At 63.9% G+C, this 23281-nt stretch carries 18 protein-coding genes; 5 read left to right on the forward strand and 13 right to left on the reverse strand.

Annotated features, from left to right (window positions below):
- From ACIPZG_RS17395 to ACIPZG_RS17450, 12 genes are all read right to left on the reverse strand, one after another.
- The gene (locus ACIPZG_RS17395; protein WP_400715662.1) at nt 1-2775 is read right to left on the reverse strand and encodes a response regulator; all 2775 of its coding nucleotides are present in this window, start codon (nt 2773-2775) and stop codon (nt 1-3) included.
- 135 nt (nt 2776-2910) lie between these two features.
- Nucleotides 2911-4206 (reverse strand): phosphoribosylamine--glycine ligase, encoded by a 1296-nt coding sequence (gene purD, locus ACIPZG_RS17400; RefSeq protein ID WP_400715664.1) that lies wholly within the window; start codon nt 4204-4206, stop codon nt 2911-2913.
- Between the two features lie 133 nt (nt 4207-4339).
- Nucleotides 4340-5947, reverse strand: a complete 1608-nt coding sequence (gene purH, locus ACIPZG_RS17405) for a bifunctional phosphoribosylaminoimidazolecarboxamide formyltransferase/IMP cyclohydrolase (RefSeq protein WP_400640383.1) — start codon at nt 5945-5947, stop codon at nt 4340-4342.
- 81 nt (nt 5948-6028) lie between these two features.
- Nucleotides 6029-6349: a DNA-binding transcriptional regulator Fis gene (gene fis / locus ACIPZG_RS17410; protein WP_008093076.1), complete on the reverse strand. Its 321-nt coding sequence runs from the start codon at nt 6347-6349 to the stop codon at nt 6029-6031.
- Complete coding sequence (gene dusB / locus ACIPZG_RS17415) at nt 6346-7359, reverse strand: tRNA dihydrouridine synthase DusB (protein WP_008093077.1); 1014 nt, start codon at nt 7357-7359, stop codon at nt 6346-6348. The genes fis and dusB overlap by 4 nt, the downstream gene beginning before the upstream one ends.
- Before the next feature lie 197 nt (nt 7360-7556).
- The gene (locus ACIPZG_RS17420) at nt 7557-8891 is read right to left on the reverse strand and encodes a DUF3426 domain-containing protein (RefSeq protein ID WP_400715665.1); all 1335 of its coding nucleotides are present in this window, start codon (nt 8889-8891) and stop codon (nt 7557-7559) included.
- 42 nt (nt 8892-8933) lie between these two features.
- On the reverse strand, nt 8934-9812 hold the full coding sequence (gene prmA / locus ACIPZG_RS17425; protein WP_400715667.1) for a 50S ribosomal protein L11 methyltransferase: 879 nt from the start codon (nt 9810-9812) through the stop codon (nt 8934-8936).
- A gap of 244 nt (nt 9813-10056) precedes the next feature.
- Entirely contained in the window at nt 10057-11412 is a 1356-nt protein-coding gene (gene accC / locus ACIPZG_RS17430; RefSeq protein WP_400715669.1) for an acetyl-CoA carboxylase biotin carboxylase subunit, read from the reverse strand.
- 17 nt (nt 11413-11429) lie between these two features.
- Complete coding sequence (accB, locus tag ACIPZG_RS17435; protein WP_400715671.1) at nt 11430-11894, reverse strand: acetyl-CoA carboxylase biotin carboxyl carrier protein; 465 nt, start codon at nt 11892-11894, stop codon at nt 11430-11432.
- A gap of 101 nt (nt 11895-11995) precedes the next feature.
- Entirely contained in the window at nt 11996-12448 is a 453-nt protein-coding gene (gene aroQ / locus ACIPZG_RS17440) for a type II 3-dehydroquinate dehydratase (RefSeq protein ID WP_008093086.1), read from the reverse strand.
- A gap of 180 nt (nt 12449-12628) precedes the next feature.
- The gene (locus ACIPZG_RS17445; RefSeq protein ID WP_400715673.1) at nt 12629-14401 is read right to left on the reverse strand and encodes a protein-disulfide reductase DsbD; all 1773 of its coding nucleotides are present in this window, start codon (nt 14399-14401) and stop codon (nt 12629-12631) included.
- Nucleotides 14402-14613: 212 nt separating this feature from the next.
- Nucleotides 14614-16575 (reverse strand): methyl-accepting chemotaxis protein, encoded by a 1962-nt coding sequence (locus ACIPZG_RS17450; RefSeq protein ID WP_400715675.1) that lies wholly within the window; start codon nt 16573-16575, stop codon nt 14614-14616.
- Between the two features lie 285 nt (nt 16576-16860).
- Here ACIPZG_RS17450 and ACIPZG_RS17455 point away from each other — a divergent pair, with 285 nt between their 5' ends.
- From ACIPZG_RS17455 to ACIPZG_RS17475, 5 genes are all read left to right on the forward strand, one after another.
- On the forward strand, nt 16861-17928 hold the full coding sequence (locus ACIPZG_RS17455) for a DUF2333 family protein (RefSeq protein WP_400715677.1): 1068 nt from the start codon (nt 16861-16863) through the stop codon (nt 17926-17928).
- Nucleotides 17929-17930: 2 nt separating this feature from the next.
- Nucleotides 17931-18467 (forward strand): NUDIX hydrolase, encoded by a 537-nt coding sequence (locus ACIPZG_RS17460; protein ID WP_400715679.1) that lies wholly within the window; start codon nt 17931-17933, stop codon nt 18465-18467.
- Between the two features lie 301 nt (nt 18468-18768).
- Nucleotides 18769-19140, forward strand: a complete 372-nt coding sequence (locus tag ACIPZG_RS17465; protein WP_400640391.1) for a translation initiation factor Sui1 — start codon at nt 18769-18771, stop codon at nt 19138-19140.
- A gap of 152 nt (nt 19141-19292) precedes the next feature.
- Nucleotides 19293-21206 (forward strand): arginine decarboxylase, encoded by a 1914-nt coding sequence (gene speA / locus ACIPZG_RS17470; protein WP_008093097.1) that lies wholly within the window; start codon nt 19293-19295, stop codon nt 21204-21206.
- A 156-nt stretch (nt 21207-21362) separates the two neighbouring features.
- The gene (locus ACIPZG_RS17475; protein ID WP_400715681.1) at nt 21363-21818 is read left to right on the forward strand and encodes an REP-associated tyrosine transposase; all 456 of its coding nucleotides are present in this window, start codon (nt 21363-21365) and stop codon (nt 21816-21818) included.
- A 69-nt stretch (nt 21819-21887) separates the two neighbouring features.
- Here ACIPZG_RS17475 and ACIPZG_RS17480 read toward each other — a convergent pair whose 3' ends face one another.
- On the reverse strand, nt 21888-23225 hold the full coding sequence (locus ACIPZG_RS17480) for an MATE family efflux transporter (protein WP_400715682.1): 1338 nt from the start codon (nt 23223-23225) through the stop codon (nt 21888-21890).
- Between the last annotated feature and the right edge of the window lie 56 nt (nt 23226-23281).

Genomic DNA, 23281 nt, shown 5'->3' on the forward strand with positions numbered 1-23281 from the left:
TCAGGAGGTGTGCAGCGGATCGTCAGCCTTTGCTTCGCGCTGTTTTGCCCAATACTGAATCAGCTCGCGCAGTTGCGACAGCTCCACCGGTTTGGCCATGTGCCCGTCCATGCCGGCCAGCCGTGCGCGCTCTTTGTGTTCTGCCAGGATATGCGCGGTCAGCGCCACCACCGGGGTGCGCTGGCGCTGGTTGGCGGCTTCCCAGTCGCGTAACTGCTGGGTGGCCGAGAACCCGTCGAGTATCGGCATTTCGCAGTCCATCAGCACCAGGTCGTAGCGCCGCGCCTTCATGGCCTGCAAGGCCTCTTCGCCATTGCTGGCGGTGTCCGGTTCGAGGTTCAGCTTGCCCAGCATGCCCCGGATCACCTTGGTCGAGATGCTGTTGTCTTCGGCGACCAGAACGCGGAAATCACCTGGCAGCTCCGTTGCGCATGGCGTGCCCGGCAGGCTTGCCGGCACGGCCTGCTCGCGGCCGCGCTGGGCCAGTTCTTCGGCCAGGGTGGTTTTCAGGGTGTAGCCGGCTACCGGTTTGGCGAGGATGCGTTTGACCCCGGCGTTACGGGCGATGACCTTGCTCGGGGCATTGCTGATGCCGGTGAGCATCACCACCAGGATATCGTGGTTGAGGCTCGGGTCTTCCTTGATCTTGGCGGCCAGTTGCATACCGGTCATGCCTGGCATGTTCTGGTCGAGCAACACGGCGTCGAAGTAGTCGCGCAGGTGCGCCTTGGTCCGCAGCAGCGCGAGGGCTTCCTTGCCAGAAGGCACCGCGCTGACATTCATGCCCCAGGCGCTGCACTGTTGTACCAGCACCTTGCGACAGGTGTCGTTGTCATCCACCACCAGCACCCGCGCATCGCGCAACGGGCCGTCGAGGTCGGCTGGGGGTTGCTCCAGGCGCGAAGGGTCCAGCGGCAGGGTAAGCCACAGGGTGTTGCCCATGCTGGTGCTGCTCTTGATGCCGAATTCACCCTGCATCAGGCCGATCAACTGTTTGGCGATCACCAGGCCGAGGTGGCCGCCGAGTTTGTTGCTGGAAAGGAAGTGGTGGCTGTGCAGCTCGGCCTGCAGCAATGCTTCGCGCTCGGCGGCAGGCAGCGGTTCGCCACTGTCCTGAACGGCGATCCGCAGGCGCGGCACCTCGCCGCGTTGATCCAGTGCAACCACCAGCAGGATCTCGCCGTGGTCGGTGTTCTTCAGCGCATTTTCCAGCAAGCTCGACAAGGCCTGGCGCAGGCGCGTCGGGTCGCCGCTGATGACGCGCGGCACTTGCGGCTGGGTAAAGCTGATCAGCTCGATGTTCTGTTGCTCGGCCTTGGCCCGGAAGATGTTCAGGCAGTCTTCGATCAGGGCGTTGAGGTCGAACTGCACGTCGTCCAGCTCGATCTGGCGCGACTCGAGCTTGGAGATGTCGAGAATCTCGTTGATCAATGTCAGCAGTTCGTTGCCGGCGCTGTGGATGGTTTGCACATAGTCGCGCTGCTTGACTGACAGCGGTGTGCCAAGCAGCAGCTCGGTCATGCCCAGCACCCCGTTCATGGGGGTGCGGATCTCGTGGCTGATCTTGGCCAGGAACTCGGCCTTGGCATTGATTTCGGCATCACTGGCAGCCAGGGCGCGGCTGGCGCTGAAACGTTCTTCGCTCATGCGCCGCAGGCGCTCGCTGACCGCCAGGTTGAGCAGCAGACCGCACGCCACGGTCAGCCCCATGAGGATGCACAGCAGCCAGGGCGTCGAGGTGCGGGTCAGGCCGAGCAGGGCCGGTAGCAGCACCAGGCCGCCCAGGTTGAACACCAGCATGGCGATGGAGAACAGCCGTGCCGGGGCATAGCCTTTGTACCAGTGATAGCTGCTGACCAGCAGCATGGTCATGCTGCCCAAGGCCAGCAGGGCGTAGGTCATCAGGTTGAGCGGCAGAGTGTCGACGAACAGCAGGATCAGCCCGCTGACTGCAGTGACCAGCATTTCGCCATGCAGCAGGCGGTTGAGCCGGGGCGAGTTGCAGGGCGAGAAGAAGTGCTGGGTGAAATACAGGCCCGACAGGCCAGCCAGGACCAGGGTCAGGTAGGCGGCCGGGGTTTGCGCGCTGTGCCACAAGTGCCACCAGGGGCCGCTGAGGTTGAGCAGGATCAGGCCGCTGAGCAGCATCAGGCCATGGTACAGGGCGAGAATCAGGGTGGTGCTGGATCGGCTGTAGAGGAAGCGGATCAGGTTGTGCAGGATCAGCATCAGCAAGCCGCCGAAGAGCATACCGAACAGCAGCGACTCGCTGTGGTCGGAAGCGGCTACGGCCGCAGGCTCCAGGGTGATGGCCGGGCGCAACTGGTGCTCGGAGACCAGGCGCAGGTAGATATCCAGGGTGTGCGTGCTGTTGGGCAGGGGCAGTATGTGGTCGCTGCCGCGCAGGGTCGGGCTGGCGTTGCCGGCCTGGCGGCCATGGCGCAGCTGGCGTAGCAGCTTGTCACCGTCGAGGGCGTACAGGTCCAGATGGGAAAGGTCGGGGGCGAAAATCCGCAGCAGTTGCTCTTGATCGCCCGGCTCCAGGCGGTAATGCAGCCACAATGCCTGTTCCGCAGGGGCGGCATCGAGCTCGCCGAGGGTGATCGGGCTGAACTGGCTGCGATAGCGATCGGAGCGAACGTCGCTCAATTGCAGACTGGCCTGTTCGTCGAGCAAAACGGACCAGCTTCCGCCTTGCTCGGCTGAAGCCGGGAGCAGGCAGAGCAGGGTCAGCAAGCTGACGATCAGGGCTATGGCAATCCGAAGCCGACGCACTACGAGATCCCTTCCTAGCTGATGTGCCGGGTACTAACTATGCGCGGCGCGCCAAGTCGAAGGCAAGGCCCACAGGGGGCCTTGTCGACGAGCCGAACGCCGCACGCACAACGCGTTGCGGCGATCCGCAAAAGCTTACTGCTGGTGTTCACCGCGCTCGCGGGCGATGGCCCGGTAGCCGATGTCGGTACGGTAGAAGCTACCGTTCCAGTTCACTTCCTTGGCCAGGCGGTAAGCCTGCTGCTGAGCGTCGGCAACGGTGCTGCCCATGGCCGTGGCGCAGAGCACGCGGCCGCCGTTGGTGACCACTTGGCCGTCCTTGAGCGAAGTGCCGGCATGGAACACCTTGCCTTCGATCTTGGCCGCTGCATCCAGGCCGCTGATCACGTCGCCCTTGGCGTAGTCGCCCGGGTAGCCGCCGGCTGCCAGCACCACACCCAGGCTCGGGCGTGGGTCCCACTGTGCTTCGACCTTGTCCAGGGCCTTGGCGAAGGCTGCTTCGATCAGCAGCACCAGGCTCGACTCCAGGCGCAGCATGACCGGCTGGGTTTCAGGGTCGCCGAAGCGGCAGTTGAACTCGATGACCTTGGGGTTGCCCGCCTTGTCGATCATCAGGCCGGCGTACAGGAAGCCGGTGTAGACGTTGCCTTCTTCGGCCATGCCGCGCACGGTCGGCCAGATCACCTGGTCCATCACGCGCTGGTGCACGTCGGCGGTGACCACTGGCGCAGGCGAGTAGGCGCCCATGCCACCGGTGTTCGGGCCAGTGTCCTGGTCGCCGACGCGCTTGTGGTCCTGGCTGGTGGCCATGGGCAGCACGTTGTGGCCGTCGACCATGACGATGAAGCTGGCTTCCTCGCCGTCGAGGAACTCTTCGATCACCACGCGCGAGCCGGCTTCACCGAACGCGTTGCCGGCGAGCATGTCACGCACGGCGTCTTCGGCTTCCTGCAGGGTCATGGCGACGATCACGCCCTTGCCTGCGGCCAGGCCATCGGCCTTGATCACGATCGGTGCGCCTTTTTCCTGCAGGTAGGCCAGGGCAGGCTCGATCTCGGTGAAGTTCTGGTAGTCGGCGGTCGGGATCTTGTGGCGAGCCAGGAAGTCCTTGGTGAACGCCTTGGAGCCTTCCAGCTGGGCCGCGCCCTTGGTTGGGCCGAAGCAGTCCAGGCCGCGGCTGCGGAACAGGTCGACCACACCGATGACCAGCGGCGCTTCTGGGCCGACGATGGTCAGGTCGACGTTCTTTTCGGCGAAGTCGGCCAGTTGTTCCAGGGCGGTGACGTCGATGGCAACGTTCTCGCACTTGGCTTCGGTGGCGGTGCCGGCGTTGCCGGGGGCGACGAAGACTTTCTCGACGCGTGGGTCCTGGGCGACTTTCCAGGCCAGGGCGTGCTCACGGCCGCCGCTGCCAATGATCAAAACTTTCATGTCAAAACCTCTGTTTGGCGGTGATCATCGTCCTTGTAGGAGCGGATTTATCCGCGATTGCGGTGGTGAATCCAGCATCGCAATCGCGGATAAATCCGCTCCTACAAGGCCGAGGATCGCCCGGCCATCTTGATTAGTGGCGGAAGTGGCGCATGCCGGTGAAGACCATGGCGATGCCGGCTTCGTCGGCAGCCGCAATGACTTCAGCATCACGCATCGAGCCACCTGGCTGGATCACGGCGCTGATACCCACTTTAGCCGCATTGTCGATGCCGTCACGGAACGGGAAGAACGCGTCCGAGGCCATGACCGCGCCTTGTACCTGCAGGCCAGCATGCTCGGCCTTGATGGCCGCGATGCGTGCGGAGTTGACGCGGCTCATCTGGCCGGCGCCGACGCCGATGGTCTGACGCTGCTTGGCATAGACGATGGCGTTGGACTTGACGAACTTGGCCACTTTCCAGGCGAACACCAGGTCGTGGATCTCTTGCTCGGTCGGCGCACGCTTGGTGACGATCTTCAGGTCATCGGCAGTGATCATGCCGTTATCGCGGCTCTGCACCAGCAGGCCACCGTTGACACGCTTGAAGTCCCAGCCGGCAGCACGCTCGGCTGGCCACTCGCCACATTCCAGCAGGCGCACGTTCTGCTTGGCAGCGACCACGTCGCGAGCAGCCTGGGAGATTTTCGGGGCGATGATCACTTCGACGAACTGGCGATCGACAATGGCCTTGGCCGTTTCGCCATCGAGTTCACGGTTGAAGGCGATGATGCCGCCGAACGCCGACTCGGTGTCGGTGGCGTAGGCCAGGTCGTAGGCCTTGCGGATGCCGCCTTCGTCTTCAGGGACCACGGCCACGCCGCACGGGTTGGCGTGCTTGACGATGACGCAGGCCGGCTTGACGAAGCTCTTCACGCATTCAAGTGCAGCATCGGTGTCGGCCACGTTGTTGAACGACAGCTCTTTGCCCTGCAACTGGATGGCGGTGGAAACGCTGGCTTCGCCTTTCTTGGCTTCGACGTAGAACGCCGCGCTCTGGTGCGGGTTCTCGCCGTAGCGCATTTCCTGGGCTTTGACGAACTGGCTGTTGAAGGTGCGCGGGAACTCGCTGCGGCCTTCGGTCGACAGGGCCTCTTTGGCCTGGTCGATGGTGCCCATGTAGTTGGCGATCATGCCGTCGTAGGCGGCGGTGTGCTCGAACGCCTTGAGCATCAGGTCGAAGCGCTGGGCGTAGGTCAGGCCGCCGGCCTTGAGGCCTTCGAGGACGCTGGCGTAGTCGCTGGCATTGACCACGATGGCCACGTCCTTGTGGTTCTTGGCAGCCGAACGGACCATGGTCGGGCCGCCGATGTCGATATTCTCGATGGCAGTCGGCAGGTCACAGCCAGGCTTGGCGATGGTGGCTTCGAAGGGGTACAGGTTGACGGCGACCAGGTCGATCGGCTTGATGCCGTGCTCGTTCATGATGGCGTCGTCGACACCGCGACGGCCGAGGATGCCGCCGTGGATCTTCGGATGCAGGGTCTTGACCCGGCCATCCATCATTTCGGCGAAGCCAGTGTAGTCGGCCACTTCCACCGCGTTGACGCCGTTGTCCTTGAGCAGCTTGTAGGTGCCGCCGGTGGACAGGATCTCGACACCGAGCTGTTGCAGCTCACGAGCGAATTCGAGGATACCGGTCTTGTCGGAGACGCTGATCAGGGCGCGGCGGACTGGCAGGCGGGTAGTCTGGTCGGTCATTTCGGGTTCCAATAACGCGGTGGAGTCAGCAAAAAAGGCGTTCCTTCGCAGGAGCCGCCTTTTCTGATTGGGATTCTGGCCTTACAACAAGTCGTACTGCTTGAGCTTCTTGCGCAGGGTGCCACGGTTGAGCCCGAGCATCTCGCTGGCTTTGGTCTGGTTGCCCTTCACGTAGTTCATCACGCTTTCGAGCAGGGGCGCCTCGACTTCGGAGAGCACCAGGTTGTACACGTCAGTGACGGTAGCGCCTTCCAGGTGTGCGAAGTAGTTGTGCAGCGCCTTCTCGACGCTGTCGCGAAGGGTCTGGCCCTCTTCGCTAGGCGTATTGAGGTGCTGTTTGAGGTTGGCGTTGTCGCTCACGGGCGTTGTTCCACTCACTAATGTCTCGGTCATCATCGTCATGCGGCCACCCCTTGTTCGTCCTCTGTCTCAAGGCTCTGTCGACGTTCGTTGAAATACCCACGAACGTTGGCGCACTGCGCTTGTGTGTCTTCCAAAGCGTTGAACCGGGAGCGAAACTCCTTGCCGCCGGGTCGTGTTGCCAGGTACCAGCCAACGTGCTTGCGGGCGATACGAACGCCCATCACATCGCCATAGAAGGCGTGCAGCGCGGCCAGGTGCTCCAGCAGGATGCGTTCCACTTCGTCCAGCTTGGCGGCTGGCAAATGCTCGCCGGTCGCCAGGTAATGCGCGATCTCGCGAAAGATCCAGGGACGCCCTTGGGCAGCCCGGCCGATCAGCAGACCGTCGACCCCGGTGGCGTCCAGCACCGCCCGGGCCTTTTCTGGCGAAGTGATATCGCCATTGGCAAAAACCGGGATAGACACCGCCTGTTTGATGGCAGCGATGGTGTCGTATTCGGCTTCGCCTGTGTACAGGTCGGCGCGTGTGCGGCCATGGACCGCCAGCGCCTGGATGCCTGCCTGTTCGGCGATCTTCGCCACGTTCAGGCCGTTCTTGTTCGCCCGGTCCCAGCCGGTACGAATCTTCAGGGTCACCGGGACGTCCACCGCGCCGACAACGGCGTGGAGGATCTCGCTGACCAGTGCTTCATCTCTCAATAAAGCAGAGCCTGCGGCTTTGTTGCAGACTTTTTTCGCCGGGCAGCCCATGTTGATATCGATGATCTGGGCACCCGCTTCGACGTTGGCCCGGGCCGCCGCCGCCATCATCTGCGCGTCACCACCGGCGATCTGTACCGAGCGGGGCTCGGGATCACCTTCGTGGATGCGACGCAGGCTCGACTTGCGGCTGTTCCACAGGCTCATGTCGCTGCTGACCATCTCCGACACCACCATGCCCGCGCCCAGGCGCTGGCAAAGTGTACGGAAAGGCTGGTCCGTGACCCCGGCCATGGGCGCGAGGATCAGGTTGTTGCGTAGTGTGTATTGGCCGATGCGTACCGCCGACATAGGTGTTCCCTGTTGTGGGGCCGAATCATTGGAGTCGAAAAAGGGTTGGCATGATACCCGCTCTCGGTGACCGGATAAAGATGGATTTGGATAAATTCTGAACAGTTGTCGGCTTATGCCGATAGTGCTGCATGCCGCCTGTGCGGGCCTCATCGCCGGCAAGCCGGCTCCCACAGAGCCGGCAGTGCGGCAATGGGTTATTCGGGGGAGCGGAAGCTGAGGCTGTAGTTCACGGCCTTGGGGCCCGGGTCGAGGATGTCCAGGGCAATGTGGATCGGCGTCTGGCTGGGCATTTCGCCACGGCCGGCCAGCTCGCCAGAGAGGTATTCGCTGGGTTTGAAGCGACGGCTGGCGATCAGCTGGCCATTGAGGTCGGCGAAACGCAGCTCCAGCAACGGGAACGGTTGGGCGAAGGGGGCTCGGTTGTAGATGATCGCGTCGACGATCAGTGCGCCCTTGAAATCCGGGTGGCTACGCACCACCAGGTTGCTGCTCTTGATCCGGCCGATATCGACGCGGGTCGGCACTTCGCAGCCAAACACTGGGCACAGCTGCTGGAAGATCGGGCGGTACTGGTCGTGGCGGGCCAGTTCGTCGAAATGGAACCACACGTACTGGAAGGCCAGCAGGCCGGCGGCGAGCAGGGTCAGCACGCCCCACAACAGGCGCTTGCCCCAGTTTGCCTTGGGCTTTTCCCAACCCAGTTGCAACGGGTCGTCGACCACATCGACCAGTGGCTCCTTGCGGGACGGGCGCTCGGCCTTGGCGGCAAAGCCAGGTTCCAGGCGCTCGCCGGGCAGCGGTTCGACAGGGTCGTCGTCACGGGCCGACAGTTGGATATCGATTTCGTCGTCATTACGGGCGCTCAGGCCCTTTTCGTGAATGATCGCGTCATCGTCAGGCAGCGGCTCGGAGAAGTCGCGGGCGTCGTCGTGCTCGGCTGCACGGTGGGCCGCAGGCTCATCCTCTAAGTCCAGGTCGAGGCTGGCGCCCAGCGTCGGCTCGGTGCGGTCCCCGGGTTCTGGCTCGAGTGCCAACAGCTCCTGGTCCATCAGGACCGGCGCGGGCTCGTCCAGCGCTTGCGGCTCGGGGCGATCGTCGGTTGCGGTGCCGAACGGTGCTGCGCCGAGGTGGTCTGCTTGCGGCTCGTCTCGGCGTGCCTGCAGGGCGTCGTCTGCAGCGGCTGAACGGGGTTCGGCGGGCTGGTCGCGACGCTCCAGGCGGGCAAGCTCCTCGTCCAGGTCCAACTCATCCAAGGCCTGGACGGTGGCCGCCCAGTCCTCGGGTTCGACCGGTGGCCGCTCGCTGGGTACAGGGGCGGGCACAGACGGCGCCTCGGCGGGCAGTTGCGCAGGCAACGCAGGTGCGCTGCCGGCCTTGGCACGATTCTGCTCCAGCAACTGTTTTGCCGCATTGAACACCTGCAGGCAGTGGCCGCAGCGCACCACACCGCGCGCTACGCTCAGCTGGTGATGAGTGACGCGAAAGCTGGTCTGGCAATGCGGGCACTGGGTGACGAAACTGTCGGTCATGCGGCAATCCGGGAGCTGTGCAGAGGTTAATTCTAGGCCCGCTTAGCGGCGGCGACCACTGATGCGCACCCAGCCGTCGCGCACGACGATCGGGTCCAGCTCGAAGTCGGCGGCATAGGCCGCGGCCACTTCCTCACCCTGTTCGGCGAGGATGCCCGACAGTGCCAGCAGGCCACCTGGGCGGACCAGGCCGGACAGTTGCGGCGCCAGGGAGACCAAGGGGCCCGCGAGGATGTTGGCGACCAGCACGTCGGCCTGCATTGCTGGCATGTGTTCGGGCAGGTAGAGCGCGAACTTCTCATCCGCGATGCCGTTGCGCTGGGCGTTGTCACGCGAGGCTTCGAGCGCCTGCACGTCGATGTCGGTGCCAACGGCTTCACGGGCGCCGAGCAGCAACGCGGCGATGGCCAGGATGCCCGAGCCGCAGCCGAAGTCCAGCACCTGGGTGCCTTCGAGCTGCTGGCCGTCGAGCCATTCCAGGCACAGCGCGGTGGTCGGGTGGGTGCCGGTGCCGAAGGCCAGACCCGGGTCGAGCAGCAGGTTGACCGCGTCCTTTTCCGGGGCCTCGTGCCAGCTCGGCACGATCCACAGGCGGCGGCCGAAGCGCATCGGCTGGAAGTTGTCCATCCAGCTGCGTTCCCAGTCCTGGTCCTCGATCACCTCGGCATGGTGCTCGGGCAGTTCTGCGCCAGTCAGCAGGCGCAGGTGGGCGAATACGACGTCTGGCACGGCATCGGCTTCGAACAGCGCCAGCAGGTGGGTGTGCGACCACAGCGGGGTGGTGTTGAGGTCGGGCTCGAAGATCGGTTGATCTTCGGCGTCCATGAACGTGACCGAGACGGCGCCCACTTCGAGCAGGGCGTCTTCGTAGGTTTCGGCTTGTTCCGGGCTGATGGCCAGGCGTACTTGCAGCCAAGGCATGGCGGGCACCTTTGGTAAATCGACAGGGGCAGCCCGAGGCTGCGCGAAGGCTGGCAGTTTACGCGAGTGCGGGGCTTTGTGCATGAATTGAGGGGGGGCTGCTTTGCAGCCCAATCGCCGGCAAGCCGGCTCCCACAGATACCCCACCGAACCTGTGGGAGCCGGCTTGCCGGCGATTGGGCCCTGACAGGCAATAAAAAACCCCGGCACTGGGCCGGGGTTTTCATGCATCACGCTAACGCGATCACTCCTGGTTGGCCAGTTTGTGCTCGAGGTAGTGGATGTTGACGCCGCCTTTGCAGAAACCTTCATCACGCACCAGGTCGCGGTGCAGTGGGATGTTGGTCTTGATGCCGTCGACGACGATCTCGTCCAGGGCATTGCGCATGCGCGCCATGGCTTCGTCGCGGTCCTTGCCGTAGGTGATCAGCTTGCCGATCAGCGAGTCGTAGTTCGGCGGAACCGAGTAACCGCTGTACAGGTGCGAATCGACGCGAACACCGTTGCCGCCCGGGGCGTGGAAGTGCTTCACCTTGCCTGGGCTCGGGATGAACTTCTTCGGGTCTTCGGCGTTGATACGGCACTCCAGCGAGTGGCCACGGATCACCACGTCTTCCTGGCGGATCGACAGCTTGTTGCCAGCGGCGATGCTGAGCATCTCCTTGACGATGTCGATACCGGTGACCATTTCCGAGACCGGGTGCTCAACCTGCACGCGGGTGTTCATCTCGATGAAGTAGAAACGGCCGTTCTCGTACAGGAATTCGAAGGTGCCGGCACCGCGGTAGCCGATCTCCACGCACGCATCGACGCAACGCTTGAACACTTCCTGGCGGGCGTTCTCGTCGATGCCCGGGGCAGGTGCTTCTTCCAGTACCTTCTGGTGACGGCGCTGCAGCGAGCAGTCGCGGTCGCCCAGGTGGATGGCGTTGCCCTGGCCGTCGGACAGCACCTGAACTTCCACGTGACGTGGGTTGGTCAGGAACTTCTCCAGGTAGACCATCGGGTTGCCGAAGGCGGCACCGGCTTCGGTACGGGTGAGCTTGGCCGAGGCGATCAGGTCCTCTTCCTTGTGCACCACGCGCATGCCGCGACCACCACCGCCACCGGCGGCCTTGATGATCACCGGGTAGCCGACGTCACGGGCGATCGCCAGGGCGACCTCTTCGTCTTCCGGCAGCGGGCCATCGGAGCCCGGTACGGTCGGAACGCCGGTCTTGATCATCGCGTCCTTGGCCGAAACCTTGTCGCCCATCAGGCGAATGGTGTCGGCTTTCGGGCCGATGAAGGCGAAACCGGACTTCTCCACCTGCTCGGCGAAGTCGGCGTTTTCCGCCAGGAAGCCGTAACCCGGGTGAATGGCGGTGGCGCCTGTCACTTCAGCCGCGGCGATGATCGCCGGGATGTGCAGGTACGATTCCTTGGACGAAGCAGGACCAATGCAGACCGACTCGTCTGCCAGGCCCAGGTGCATCAGTTCGCGGTCGGCCGTGGAGTGCACGGCGACGGTCTTGATGCCCAGCTCTTTGCAGGCACGCAGAATCCGCAGGGCAATTTCCCCACGGTTGGCGATCAGGACTTTTTCCAGCTTCCCAGACATCGTTGGCTCTCCGCGAATCAAACGATGGTGAACAGCGGCTGGTCGAACTCAACCGGCTGACCGTCTTCCACCAGGATGGCGTCGATGACACCGCTGCATTCGCATTCGATGTGGTTCATCATTTTCATCGCTTCGACGATGCACAGGACGTCGCCTTTCTTCACGGTCTGGCCGACTTCAGCGTAGTTCGGCGAGGTCGGCGAAGGCTTGCGGTAGAAGGTACCGACCATTGGCGACTTGATCACGGTGCCACGCAGGGCCGGGGCGGCGGCTTCGGCAGCCGGTGCGGCAGCGGCAGCGGCAGCGACCGGGGCGGCGGCTACAGGGGCAGCCATCGGTGCTGGTGCGTAGAACTGTTGAGCTGCTGGGGTCTTGCTGTGACGGCTGATACGGACCGACTCTTCGCCTTCCTTGATCTCCAGCTCGTCGATGCCAGACTCTTCCAGCAGCTCGATCAGTTTCTTGACTTTACGGATATCCATTAATCATCAACTCCCAAAGGTTCGGTCAGGGGGCGTAATTTAAAAAACGTATCTGAACGTTTCTCTCGAACCTCGGCCCACTCGGGCCAAGGTCTCAATCATCAGGGCTGTGCGTTGGCAGCCAGCTGTTCCAGTGCGGACTCCAGGGCCAGGCGATAACCGCTGGCGCCCAGACCGCAGATCACCCCTACGGCGACATCGGAGAAGTAGGAGTGGTGACGGAACGGTTCGCGTTTGTGCACGTTGGACAGGTGCACTTCGATGAATGGGATGCTCACCGCAAGCAATGCGTCACGTAATGCGACGCTTGTGTGGGTGAAAGCAGCCGGATTGATCAGGATGAAGTCCACACCCTCGTTGCGTGCGGCGTGAATACGGTCGATCAGTTCGTACTCGGCATTGCTCTGCAGGTACTGCAGATGATGGCCAGCGGCGCGGGCGCGCTGCTCCAGGTCCTGGTTGATCTGGGCCAGGGTCACGGCGCCGTAGTGGCCCGGCTCGCGGGTACCGAGCAGGTTCAGGTTGGGGCCATGAAGCACCAGTAGGGTTGCCATCTGCGTATTTCCTTGGATTTGTAGGGCAATTCGACACAGCGCGGCGAGTGTGCCGTAAAGCGACGGCAAGTGTCCAGTTCCCCGCAATAGGCAGCACGATGTCCGAGGTTCGCGCGAAGTATGTGACCAAATGATTAAATCTGGTCACTCATTGGCAGAAATTTCCCGGCACGCGGGAAGTTATAGACGCAGTTTGCCGCGCACGCGCGTAAGAACTTCGGCGAATTCCCCGGCGTTTATCTCGCCAATCACCCGATCAGTGGTCATTTCGCTGCCGTTCGCGGCAAAGAACAACAGCGCGGGTGGGCCGAACAACTGGTAGCGGTCGAGCAGGGTGCGTTGTTCGGCATTGCTCTGGGTGATATCGAAACGCAGTAATTTGAACGCGACCAGCTGGGACTGGACGTGTGGGGCGTTGAGCACTTCGTGCTCGATCACCTTGCAGCTGATGCACCAGTCGGCGTACCAATCCAGCAAAACCGGCTGGCCGTTGGCTTTGGCGTCCGCCAGCGCGGCGTCCAGGGCGGCAGGCGTGGTGATGGTCTGCCAGGCGCTTTCGCGGGCTTCGGCACCACTGTTGGCGCCAGCGACGGCGGGCGGTGGCAGCGGGCGCAGGGGATCGCCCTGGCCATTCAGGGCGCCATACCAGCAGGCCAGGGCGTACACCAGCGAGGCCAGGCCAAGCAGTTGCGCCAGGCGCTGGCGTGGCGTCTTGATCACGAACTCCAGGGCGCCGAGGAACAGCGCCACGCCGGCGGCCAGGAAACCCACCAGCAGCAGGGTCACCGGCCCCGGCAGCACGCGGCTGAGCAGGCCGATGGCAAGGCCCAGCAGCAAGACGCCAATAGCGTTCTTCACGGTGTTCATCCAAGGCCCGCTCTTTGGCAGCCAGGCCGCGCCGCCGGTGGCGACCAGCAGCAGCGGTGCGCCCATGCCCAGGCCCAGGGCGAACAATTTGAGCGCGCCGCCCACGGCGTCGCCACTGGCGCTGATGTACAGCAAGGCACCGGCCAGGGGCGCTGATACGCAGGGCGAAACCAGCAGGCTCGACAACACGCCCAGGATCGCAGCGCCCAGCAGCGAGCCGCCCCGGGTGTGGTTGGCCACGTTTTCCAGGCGATTGCTCAAGGCGTGCGGCAGCTTGAGTTCGAACAGGCCGAACATGGCCAGGGCGAACAGCACGAAGAACAACGCGAAGGGCACCAGCACCCAGGCTGACTGAAGCCGCGCCTGCAGGTTCAGGCCGGCACCGAACAGGCCCATCAGCGCGCCCAGCACGGCGAAACTGGCCGCCATCGGCAGGATGTAGGCCAATGACAGCGACAGACCGCGCAGGCCGCCGACCTGGCCTCGCAAGACCACGCCGGAAAGGATCGGCAGCATCGGCAGCACACAGGGGGTGAAGGTCAGGCCAACCCCGGCGAGGAAGAACAGCAACAACGACTTCCAGTTCCAGACCTGTTCGCCACTGGCCGGCAGTGTGCCAGGCCCTTCGCCGTCGATGCTCAGGCGCTCGGTTTCAGGTGGGTAGCACAGGCCTTTGTCGGCGCAGCCCTGGTAGCCCACCAGCAGGGTGAAGGCGCGGGCGTCGTTGCGCGGCAGTTCGATGTCGAGCATGCCGTGGTAGACCTCGACGTCGCCGAAGAACTCATCGTGCTTGGCTTCGCCCTTGGGGATGTTCGGTGTGCCCAGGGCGACGTCCGCAGGTTCGGTGCGGAACTGGAAGCGGTGGCGGTACAGGTAGTAGCCGTCGGTGGCGACGAAGCGCAACTTGATGGTCTGGGCGTCGGCCTGGACCAGGCTGAGCTTGAAGGCCTCGTGCACCGGCAGGAAGTCGGCACCGTTGGACAGCGAGGCGGCGCCGAGGGTAGCGCTGGGGCGGTTGTCGAGCAGGCCCGTGGCGAAGGCTGGGCTGGCCAGCAGCAGGAACAGCAGGAAAAACAGGCGGCGCATGACGGACTCGCGAGGTGGAACATGCGGGGCATGATAGCGGAGATGAAGGGGGTTGGGAGATTGGGGGGTAGCAGGGCGACACATGGCCGCTGATAGTGTTTCGCCAGTAAGGGCCCTATCGCCGGCAAGCCGGCTCCCACAGGTACCCCACAGATCATGAGAATTGTGGGGTACCTGTGGGAGCCGGCTTGCCGGCGATAGGGCCAGACCTGTCAGACCCTGAACGCGCGAACAGCTCGGTTCAACTCACCACCCAGGCTCAGCAACTGCTCCCCTTGCTCGCGCCCTTCGCCAATACGCTGCAGGTTGTCCTCACCCAGTGCATGAATCCGCTCACTGTGATCGCGAATCTCGCTCACCGCGCCACTCTGCTGCGCCGTGACATCGGCGATGCGTACCGCCGTAACGGCAATTGTGCGAATCGCGCTGACGATGTCATCCAGCGCGCCATCGGCGGCCTGGGCTCGACCGGCAGTCGCTTCGGCATGTTCGAGCTGAGCCCGCATGCCCACCACAGACTCCTTCGCGGCCTGCTGCAGGCGGTCGATGAGCGCCTGGATCTCGCCGGTCGCCCCGGTGGTGCGCTGCGCCAGCGAGCGCACTTCGTCCGCCACCACGGCAAAACCGCGGCCCATCTCGCCGGCGCGAGCGGCTTCGATCGCGGCGTTCAAGGCCAGCAGGTTGGTCTGCTCGGCAATCGAGCGGATCACCGTCAGCACCCCGCCGATGGTCGCCGACTCTTCGGCCAGCTGCTCGATCGTGCGGGCATTGCCCTGTACCTCGTCGACCAGCGTGCGCAGGCCCGACAGGCTCTGCCCGATCACGGCCTGGCCCTGTTCCACGGCGCGGCCGGCGTCGCGGCTGGCGTCGGCTGCGGAACTGGCGTCGCCGGCCACCTGTTGGATGGTCGCCTCCAGTGCGCCCAGGGCATCGCGGATCTGCCCGGTGTCACCGGCCTGGCGTTCGGCGCCTTGGTGCAGGGCGGCGCTCATGCCCGCCAGGGCGTGGCTGCTGCCGGCGACCTGCTCGGCGTTGTGGCGGATGGTGCCGACCAGTTCCACCAGGTAGTGGCGCAGGCGGTTGAGCGATTCCTGGATGTCGTGCAGCTCGCGGTTGGTCCGCCCCAGGGCGATGGGCTGGGCGAAGTCACCTTCGGCCCAGCGCGAAAGGGCCGGGGCAAGGCCGGTCAAGGTGCGTGCCAGGCGCCGCTGCAAGGTGTCGATGAGCAAGGCGATCAGCAGGATCAGGCCGATCATCAGGCCTTGCATGATGCGCACCTCGCTGGCGATTCTGGCGTGTTGGCCACGCACGTGCGGCTCCAGGCCGGCAATGGCCCGTTGCACGGCGTCGAGCCGGTCATGGGTACTGGCGGCCAAGGCGCTTCGCCGCTCGATCTGTTCGCGGGTGCGTTGCAACTCCGCGGGGTAGCGGTTGAGCAGGCTCTGCAGGTCGCGCTTGAGCGCAACCGCGACATCTTCCTGTTGGGTATTGGCCTGGGTTTCCAGGCCCATCATGGCGGCGAAGTCGTCGGCGCTGGATTCGGCTGTACCGGTCACGCCCAGCAACGGCAGGCCGTCGATGACCTGGGCCTGGGCGCGAATCAACTGCAGCTCGCGCTCCACTTCGTCGGCCAGCTCGGCACGGCCGCTGCTGACCAGCTTGTCACGGGCCAGCGAAAGGCGGCCCAGGTGTACGCTGGCATCGATCAGGGGCTGCAGATAGCCGTTGGCAGCAGCGCTGCCGCTGTCGCGAGCATAGCGGGCCAGTTGTTCGAGGTTGGCCCCCAGTTCCCGTTCGGCCTGCAGCAGCAAGGCTTGCGGATCGCCAGCCAGCTTGCCGGCCGCCAGCAGTTCGTTGGCGGTGAAGGCGCTCAGTGTGTCCAGGCCAGGTCGCAACTGGCTGGCCAGTTCGTCAGGCAGCTCGGTCAATGCCGCTTGCAACTGCTGGTTGGCCTCCATGGCCGCGGCGTGGCGCACGGCGTCGCCGTTGCCCAGGTAAGCCTGGATATTGCGTGCGGCCTGGTTCTGAAACTGCTGGGACAGGCTCAGGTAACGCTCCATCAATTGATAGGGCCGTTCCAGGGCACGCTGCGACCACCACAGGGTCGCGCCCAGGGCAATACACACGGTAACCAGCAACAAGGTGTTGAAATTGGTCAGCCACTTCAGGCGCATAGCCGCGAACTTCCTGCGGGGGAGTGGAGGTAGGGGCCTGAAGTTATTGCCATTTCATGACAAGGTGATGACGCTAGTGGCTTGATGCCATATCTGCGCTAAGGCGCCGGCCTCGCGCCGCATGCTTGGCCCGAAACAATGCGGATATTCAGTTCGCGACTCATTGGTCGCTTATGCGTAAGGCGGTGTCTGCTTTATAGTGCTGCGACACGGGCTTGCCGTGGCACCCTGGCGCAGGCCTGTGGTCCAAGCCCTGAACCGTCGTGATTGATTAAGGACAAAGCCATGCTGGACTGGAAAAACCGTGAGGCAAAAGCCGAGCCCCGCGAGCGTGTCGACGGCCGCGGTGCTGCCGCCCGCAGTTACCTTGGCGGCCTCTGGAGCCGTGCCCTGGGGACGCTGATCGGCCTGTATCTGCTGGTCTGCATCGGCCTGGGCTGGTACTGGAGCCAAGAGCCGGAACTGTTCCCGGTGCAACAGAATGCCCAGGCTGCGGCCGAGCGCACGGGCCAGCAGATGGTGGTCGGCTATACCACCCTGGAAACCCTCAAGACCGTGGCCGGCACCTTGCTGAACAAGCCGGGCGGCTATATCTCCAACGACCGTTTCCCGCCAGGGCTGTGGATGGACAACATGCCGAGCTGGGAATACGGCGTGCTGGTCCAGGTGCGTGACCTGTCCCGCGCCCTGCGCAAGGACTTCGCCCGCTCGCAGTCGCAGTCGACCGAGGACGCCGACCTGGCCAAGGCCGAGCCGCGTTTCAACTTCGACAACAAGAGCTGGATCCTGCCATCGAGCGAATCGGAGTTCGAAGAAGGCATCAAGTCGCTGACGCGTTACCAGACCCGCCTTGCCGCTGGCGACAAGGGCGCGATCTTCTACACCCGCGCCGACAACCTGAACAACTGGCTGGGCGATGTCGCCACCCGCCTTGGCTCGCTGTCCCAGCGCCTGTCGGCCAGCGTTGGCCGGGTCAAGCTCAACTCCTCGCTGAAGACCGAGTCGGTGGTCGCCGGCCAGGCCCCGCAGCTGGACGAAGAGCTGGTGGAAACCCCGTGGCTGCAGATCGACAACGTGTTCTACGAGGCCCGTGGCCAGGCCTGGGCGCTGTCGCACCTGCTGCGTGCCATCGAGGTGGACTTCGCCGACGTGCTGGCGAAGAAGAACGCCACGGTCAGCGTGCGTCAGATCATTCGTGAGCTGGAAGCCTCGCAAGAAGCGCTGTGGAGCCCGATGGTGCTCAACGGCAGCGGCTTCGGCATGTGGGCCAACCACTCGCTGGTCATGGCCAACTACATCTCCCGGGCCAACGCCGCGGTCATCGACCTGCGCCAGTTGCTGTCGCAGGGTTGAGCATGACCATCAGCCCCGACGAGGCCGCCCACCGGGCGGCTTCCGACCGCGAACTGGTCGCCTGGGTGGACGAAGCCGATCAGGTGTTGGGCGCGTTGCCCAGGGCTGAGCTGCGCGAGCGGGGCCTGATCGGCCGTTGTACCTTCATTCTGCTGTTCAACAGCGCCGGGCAGCTGTGCGTGCACCGGCGAACCTTGAGCAAGGCGCTGTATCCCGGGTATTGGGATGTGGCTGCCGGCGGCATGGTGACGGCAGGCGAGGGCTATGCCGAATCGGCGGCGCGGGAGCTGGCTGAAGAGCTGGGGATCGACGGCGTGCCGTTGAGGTTCCACGAGCGCTTCTATTTCGACCAGCCGGACAACCGTTTGTGGTGCGCGGTGTATTCGGCGGTTTCCGATGCGCCTTTGCGGCTGCAGCCGGAAGAAGTGATCGAGGCGAAATTCGTCAGCCTTGCCCAGGCAGAAGTCGATAGCCTGGTCCAACCCTATTGCCCGGACTCGTTGGCGGCGTTGCAGCGGTACAAGGCTAGTCTTGGGTAAGTTGGGGCCGCTGTGCGGCCCTTTCGCGACACAAGGCCGCTCCTACAAGCGCAACGCGGACCGTCTGAAGGAGCGACCTTGTGTCGCGAAAGGGCTGCAAAGCAGCCCCAGCGCCATTGAGTCGCAAATCATTCGCAAAATGGCGCAATCCAGTACTTAGCAACGGCGTGATTTATCGTTAAACTGCGCGCCCTTTTCGGGCTGCCGCAGGTCTTGTGGCAGTAGCGCCGCCCCTGCCAGAGTGGGGCTTCGCGGTCGGCTCCCGCCGACCAGTTTTTGTCCTCAGCACCGAGGAACAAAAGTGGCCAAGAAAGCTTCTTCCTTCGCCGCCCTAGGCGGTCTCGTTTACTCCACCGATGCCGGTCGGCACTGTCCTGACTGTGGCCAGCCGGTGGATGCCTGCACCTGCAAGCAGCCAATCATCCCCGAAGGCGATGGCATTGCCCGTGTGCGCCGTGAAAGCAAAGGCCGTGGCGGCAAGACCGTGACGACCGTCACCGGCGTGCCGCTGCCGGCCGACCAGCTCAAGGAGCTGGCCACCACCCTCAAGCGCCGCTGTGGTACCGGCGGTGCGCTGAAGGATGGGGTCATCGAGATCCAGGGCGATCACGTCGAACTGCTGATCGGTGAGCTGACCAAACAGGGTTTCAAGGCAAAAAAATCCGGCGGCTGATGCCTGCCCGCGCTTTTTTGCCCAGCGCTTTCTAAACTCGTTGCCGTGGCCAGGGTCTATCCCTGGACACGGGCGAATCGTCATTTTCAGCTTTTACACTGCAGCCGCCTGCTGGCGGGGCAGTGTCTTCGACTTATCTATAGGGGACTTGAATGTCCGTACGACGCACACGCAAAGACGATGGTAGCCAATGGACCGTGGCCGACAGCCGCAGTGTTTATGGCATCCGCCATTGGGGCGCTGGTTATTTCGCCATCAATGAAGCCGGGCGCGTCGAAGTGCGCCCCAACGGGCCCAATAGCGCACCGATCGACCTGTTCGAACAGGTCGACGAACTGCGCCAGAGCGGCTTGTCGCTGCCGCTGCTGGTGCGCTTCCCCGATATCCTGCAGGACCGCGTGCGCCAGCTGACCGGCGCCTTCGACGCCAACATTGCGCGTCTTGAATATCAGAGCCAGTACACCGCGCTGTACCCGATCAAGGTCAACCAGCAGGAAGCGGTGGTCGAGAACATCATCGCCACGCAGAACGTCTCCATCGGCCTGGAAGCCGGCTCCAAGCCCGAGCTGCTGGCGGTGCTGGCGCTGGCGCCGAAGGGCGGCACCATCGTCTGCAACGGCTACAAGGACCGCGAGTTCATTCGCCTGGCGCTGATGGGCCAGAAACTCGGCCACAACGTGTTCATCGTCATCGAGAAAGAGTCCGAAGTGGCGCTGGTGATCGATGAGGCCGCCGACCTCAAGGTCAAGCCGCAGGTGGGCCTGCGTGTGCGCCTGTCGTCGCTGGCATCGAGCAAGTGGGCCGATACCGGTGGCGAGAAGTCCAAGTTCGGCCTCTCGGCCGCCCAGTTGATCTCGGTGGTGCAGCGCTTCCGCGATGCCGGCCTGGATCAGGGCATCCGCCTGCTGCACTTCCACATGGGCTCGCAGATCGCCAACCTGGCCGACTACCAGCACGGTTTCAAGGAAGCCATCCGCTACTACGGCGAGCTGCGCGCGCTGGGCCTGCCGGTCGACCATATCGACGTGGGCGGTGGCCTGGGCGTGGACTACGACGGCACCCACTCGCGCAATGCCAGTTCGATCAACTACGACATGGATGACTATGCCGGCGTGGTGGTGGGCATGCTCAAGGAGTTCTGCGACGCGCAGGGCCTGCCGCATCCGCACATCTTCTCCGAGAGTGGCCGTTCGCTGACCGCGCACCATGCGATGCTGGTCATCCAGGTGACCGATGTCGAGAAGCACAATGATGAAGTGCCGACCATCGAGAACAAGGAAGCCCTGCCGGAAACCGTGCAATGGCTGGTTGACCTGCTGGGCCCGACCGACATCGAGATGGTCACCGAGACCTACTGGCGCGCCACCCACTACATGGGTGACGTAGCGGCGCAGTACGCCGATGGCAAGATCACCCTGGCCGAAAAGGCCCTGGCCGAGCAGTGCTATTTCGCCGTGTGCCGTCGCCTGCACAACTCGCTGAAGGCCCGCCAGCGCTCGCACCGCCAGGTGCTGGACGAGCTCAACGACAAGCTGGCCGACAAGTACATCTGCAACTTCTCGGTGTTCCAGAGCCTGCCGGATACCTGGGCCATCGGCCAGGTGCTGCCGATCATTCCGCTGCACCGCCTCGACGAAGAGCCGATGCGCCGCGCGGTGCTGCAGGACCTGACCTGCGACTCCGACGGCAAGATCAACCAGTACGTCGACGAGCAGAGCATCGAGACCAGCATGCCGGTGCATGCGGTCAACGAAGGTGAGGATTACCTGCTGGGCGTGTTCCTGGTTGGCGCTTACCAGGAGATTCTCGGCGACATGCACAACCTGTTCGGTGACACCGATTCGGTGAACATCTACCAGAACGCCGATGGCAGCGTGTACCACGCCGGTATCGAGACCCACGACACCATCGAAGACATGCTGCGCTACGTGCACCTGTCGCCGGAGGAGTTGATGACCCACTACCGTGACAAAGTGGCCAGCGCCAAGATCAGCGCGCGTGAGCGAACCCAGTTCCTCGATGCCCTGCGTTTGGGCCTGACCCGCTCCTCGTACCTGTCGTCGTAATCGCCGGGGCCGCTCCTGCACGTTTCCTGTAGGAGCGGCCTTGTGTCGCGAAATGAGGGCGCAGCCCTCACCAGCCCCACACCCGGAAACAGTCCAACCCTCCCCCCAACCCCCCCCGCCAACTACCTTTGAACACATTGCTCAAAGGAAACCGACATGGACAGTCAAGGTAATCATCGCCTGCGCCAGGGCCGCTACTCCGAGCCAGGCAAGCTCTACCTGCTCACCACCGTTACACGCAATCGCGCCCCGTTGTTCAAGCACCTGTTGTTTGCCAGAACAGTCATCCAGCAGCTACGGCTAAGCGACCATCAGGGCAGTTGCCGATCGCTGGCTTGGGTACTGATGCCAGATCATTTGCATTGGTTGATCGAACTCGGGCCGGTGAACCTTGGGGATCTGATGTGTGCCTTCAAATCGCGAAGCAGCTGTGCGCTCTATCGAGCAGGTGCCGATCGGCGGCATATCTGGCAGCCAGGCTTTCATGACCGGGCATTGCGTAGGGAGGAGGATGTGAAAGCTGCTGCGAGATACATTATTGCCAATCCTGTTCGAGCAGGATTGGTGCTGCGTGCTGGTGAGTATCCGCATTGGGATTGTGTGTGGTTGTAAGGACGTAGGTGAGGGCTGCGCCCTCATTTCGCGACACAAGGCCGCTCCTACAGGGGGCGCGCAGTTGCATCAGTGGAGCCACAGATCTTTTTTGTGCAATTGCCATGCAACCCACCCCAGCGTCACCGCCCGCAACGCCATGAACCCAAGGAACGCCAACCACAACCCATGGTTGCCAAACCCGCTCATGGCCCACGCCAGCGGCAGTGCTATCAGCACCGCCAGGAGCATCGCATTGCGCATCTCCCGCGCCCGCGTCGCACCGATGAACAGCCCGTCGAGCAAGTAACTCCACACCGCAATCAATGGCAATACCGCCAGATACGGCAGGTAGGGGTACGCCGCCGCCCGCACGCTGGCGATATCGGTCTGCAGGTCGATGAACAGATGCCCACCCACCAGGAACACCCCGGCAAACCCCAGGCTGGTGATCAACGACCAGCCGCACGCCACCACCAGTGAGCGGCGCAGGGTCTGGCCATCACGCGCACCAATGGCATGCCCGCACAGGGCTTCCACGGCATGCGCCAGGCCATCGAGGGCATAGGCGGTGAGCAGCAGGCCGTTGAGCAGCAGTGCGTTGGCCGCCACCGTGGCCTCGCCCAGGCGTGCGCCCTGCACGGTGATCAGCAGGAACACCAGTTGCAGGGCCAGGCTGCGCAGGAAGATATCGCGGTTGACCGCCAGCAATGGCCGCCAGGCTTGCCAGCGCTTGAGTGCGGCCCAGGCGATTTGCCCGGGGTAGGCGCGCAGGGCGGGGCGGGTCAGGGCCAGGCCGAGCAGGGCGGCACTCCATTCAGCAATCACCGAGGCCCGCGCCGAGCCCAGCACGCCCCAGTCAAGACCCAGGACGAACCACAGGTTCAAAGCGATGTTCAGCAGGTTGGTGGTCAGCAGGATGGCCAACGGTGCTCGCGCATTCTGGGTGCCGAGGAACCAGCCCACCAGCGCGTAGCTGGCCAGCGCCGCCGGCAGGCCGAGCAGGCGGGTATGGAAGAAGGCTTCGGTGGATTGCTGCAACTCGGCACTCGGTTGCATGGCATGCAGCGCCAACTGGCTGAAGGGCAGGGCGAGCAGGCCGATGAGCAGGGCCAGGCCCAGCGCCAGCAACAGGCCTTGCACCAATACCTGACGCAGCGCGGCGCCATCGGCACGCCCTGCCGCCTGGGCGGCGAAGCCGGTGGAGCCCATGCGCAGAAAGCCCATCAGGCCGACCATGAAGGTGAACAGCGTGCCGCCCACGGCCACCGCGCCGAGCTGGTGGGCGTGGGGCAGGTGGCCGATGACCGTGCTGTCGACCAGCGCCACCAGCGGGACCGAGATGTTGGACAGGATCATCGGGGCGGCCAGGGCCCAGACTTTTCGGTGGGTGAGGCGATGGTGCCAGTCGCTGGCAATTTGAGACATGTGAGTTCCTGGGAAAAGCAGGGCCGCTTTGCGCCCCCTTCGGGTTTCCAATTGGC

Origin of the sequence: Pseudomonas sp. NPDC089395, from assembly GCF_044749525.1 — a bacterium.
GTDB lineage: Bacteria > Pseudomonadota > Gammaproteobacteria > Pseudomonadales > Pseudomonadaceae > Aquipseudomonas.

Coding starts and splice junctions, on each gene's coding strand:
- prmA (WP_400715667.1), bottom strand. CDS start 9,812: ATGCCTTGGCTGCAAGTACGCCTGGCCATCAGCCCGGAACAAGCCGAA.
- ACIPZG_RS17460 (WP_400715679.1), top strand. CDS start 17,931: ATGACCATCAGCCCCGACGAGGCCGCCCACCGGGCGGCTTCCGACCGC.
- ACIPZG_RS17445 (WP_400715673.1), bottom strand. CDS start 14,401: ATGCGCCGCCTGTTTTTCCTGCTGTTCCTGCTGCTGGCCAGCCCAGCC.
- fis (WP_008093076.1), bottom strand. CDS start 6,349: ATGACGATGATGACCGAGACATTAGTGAGTGGAACAACGCCCGTGAGC.
- aroQ (WP_008093086.1), bottom strand. CDS start 12,448: ATGGCAACCCTACTGGTGCTTCATGGCCCCAACCTGAACCTGCTCGGT.
- purH (WP_400640383.1), bottom strand. CDS start 5,947: ATGACCGACCAGACTACCCGCCTGCCAGTCCGCCGCGCCCTGATCAGC.
- ACIPZG_RS17475 (WP_400715681.1), top strand. CDS start 21,363: ATGGACAGTCAAGGTAATCATCGCCTGCGCCAGGGCCGCTACTCCGAG.
- ACIPZG_RS17450 (WP_400715675.1), bottom strand. CDS start 16,575: ATGCGCCTGAAGTGGCTGACCAATTTCAACACCTTGTTGCTGGTTACC.
- ACIPZG_RS17420 (WP_400715665.1), bottom strand. CDS start 8,891: ATGACCGACAGTTTCGTCACCCAGTGCCCGCATTGCCAGACCAGCTTT.
- ACIPZG_RS17455 (WP_400715677.1), top strand. CDS start 16,861: ATGCTGGACTGGAAAAACCGTGAGGCAAAAGCCGAGCCCCGCGAGCGT.
- ACIPZG_RS17480 (WP_400715682.1), bottom strand. CDS start 23,225: ATGTCTCAAATTGCCAGCGACTGGCACCATCGCCTCACCCACCGAAAA.
- accC (WP_400715669.1), bottom strand. CDS start 11,412: ATGTCTGGGAAGCTGGAAAAAGTCCTGATCGCCAACCGTGGGGAAATT.
- dusB (WP_008093077.1), bottom strand. CDS start 7,359: ATGTCGGCGGTACGCATCGGCCAATACACACTACGCAACAACCTGATC.
- purD (WP_400715664.1), bottom strand. CDS start 4,206: ATGAAAGTTTTGATCATTGGCAGCGGCGGCCGTGAGCACGCCCTGGCC.
- accB (WP_400715671.1), bottom strand. CDS start 11,894: ATGGATATCCGTAAAGTCAAGAAACTGATCGAGCTGCTGGAAGAGTCT.
- speA (WP_008093097.1), top strand. CDS start 19,293: ATGTCCGTACGACGCACACGCAAAGACGATGGTAGCCAATGGACCGTG.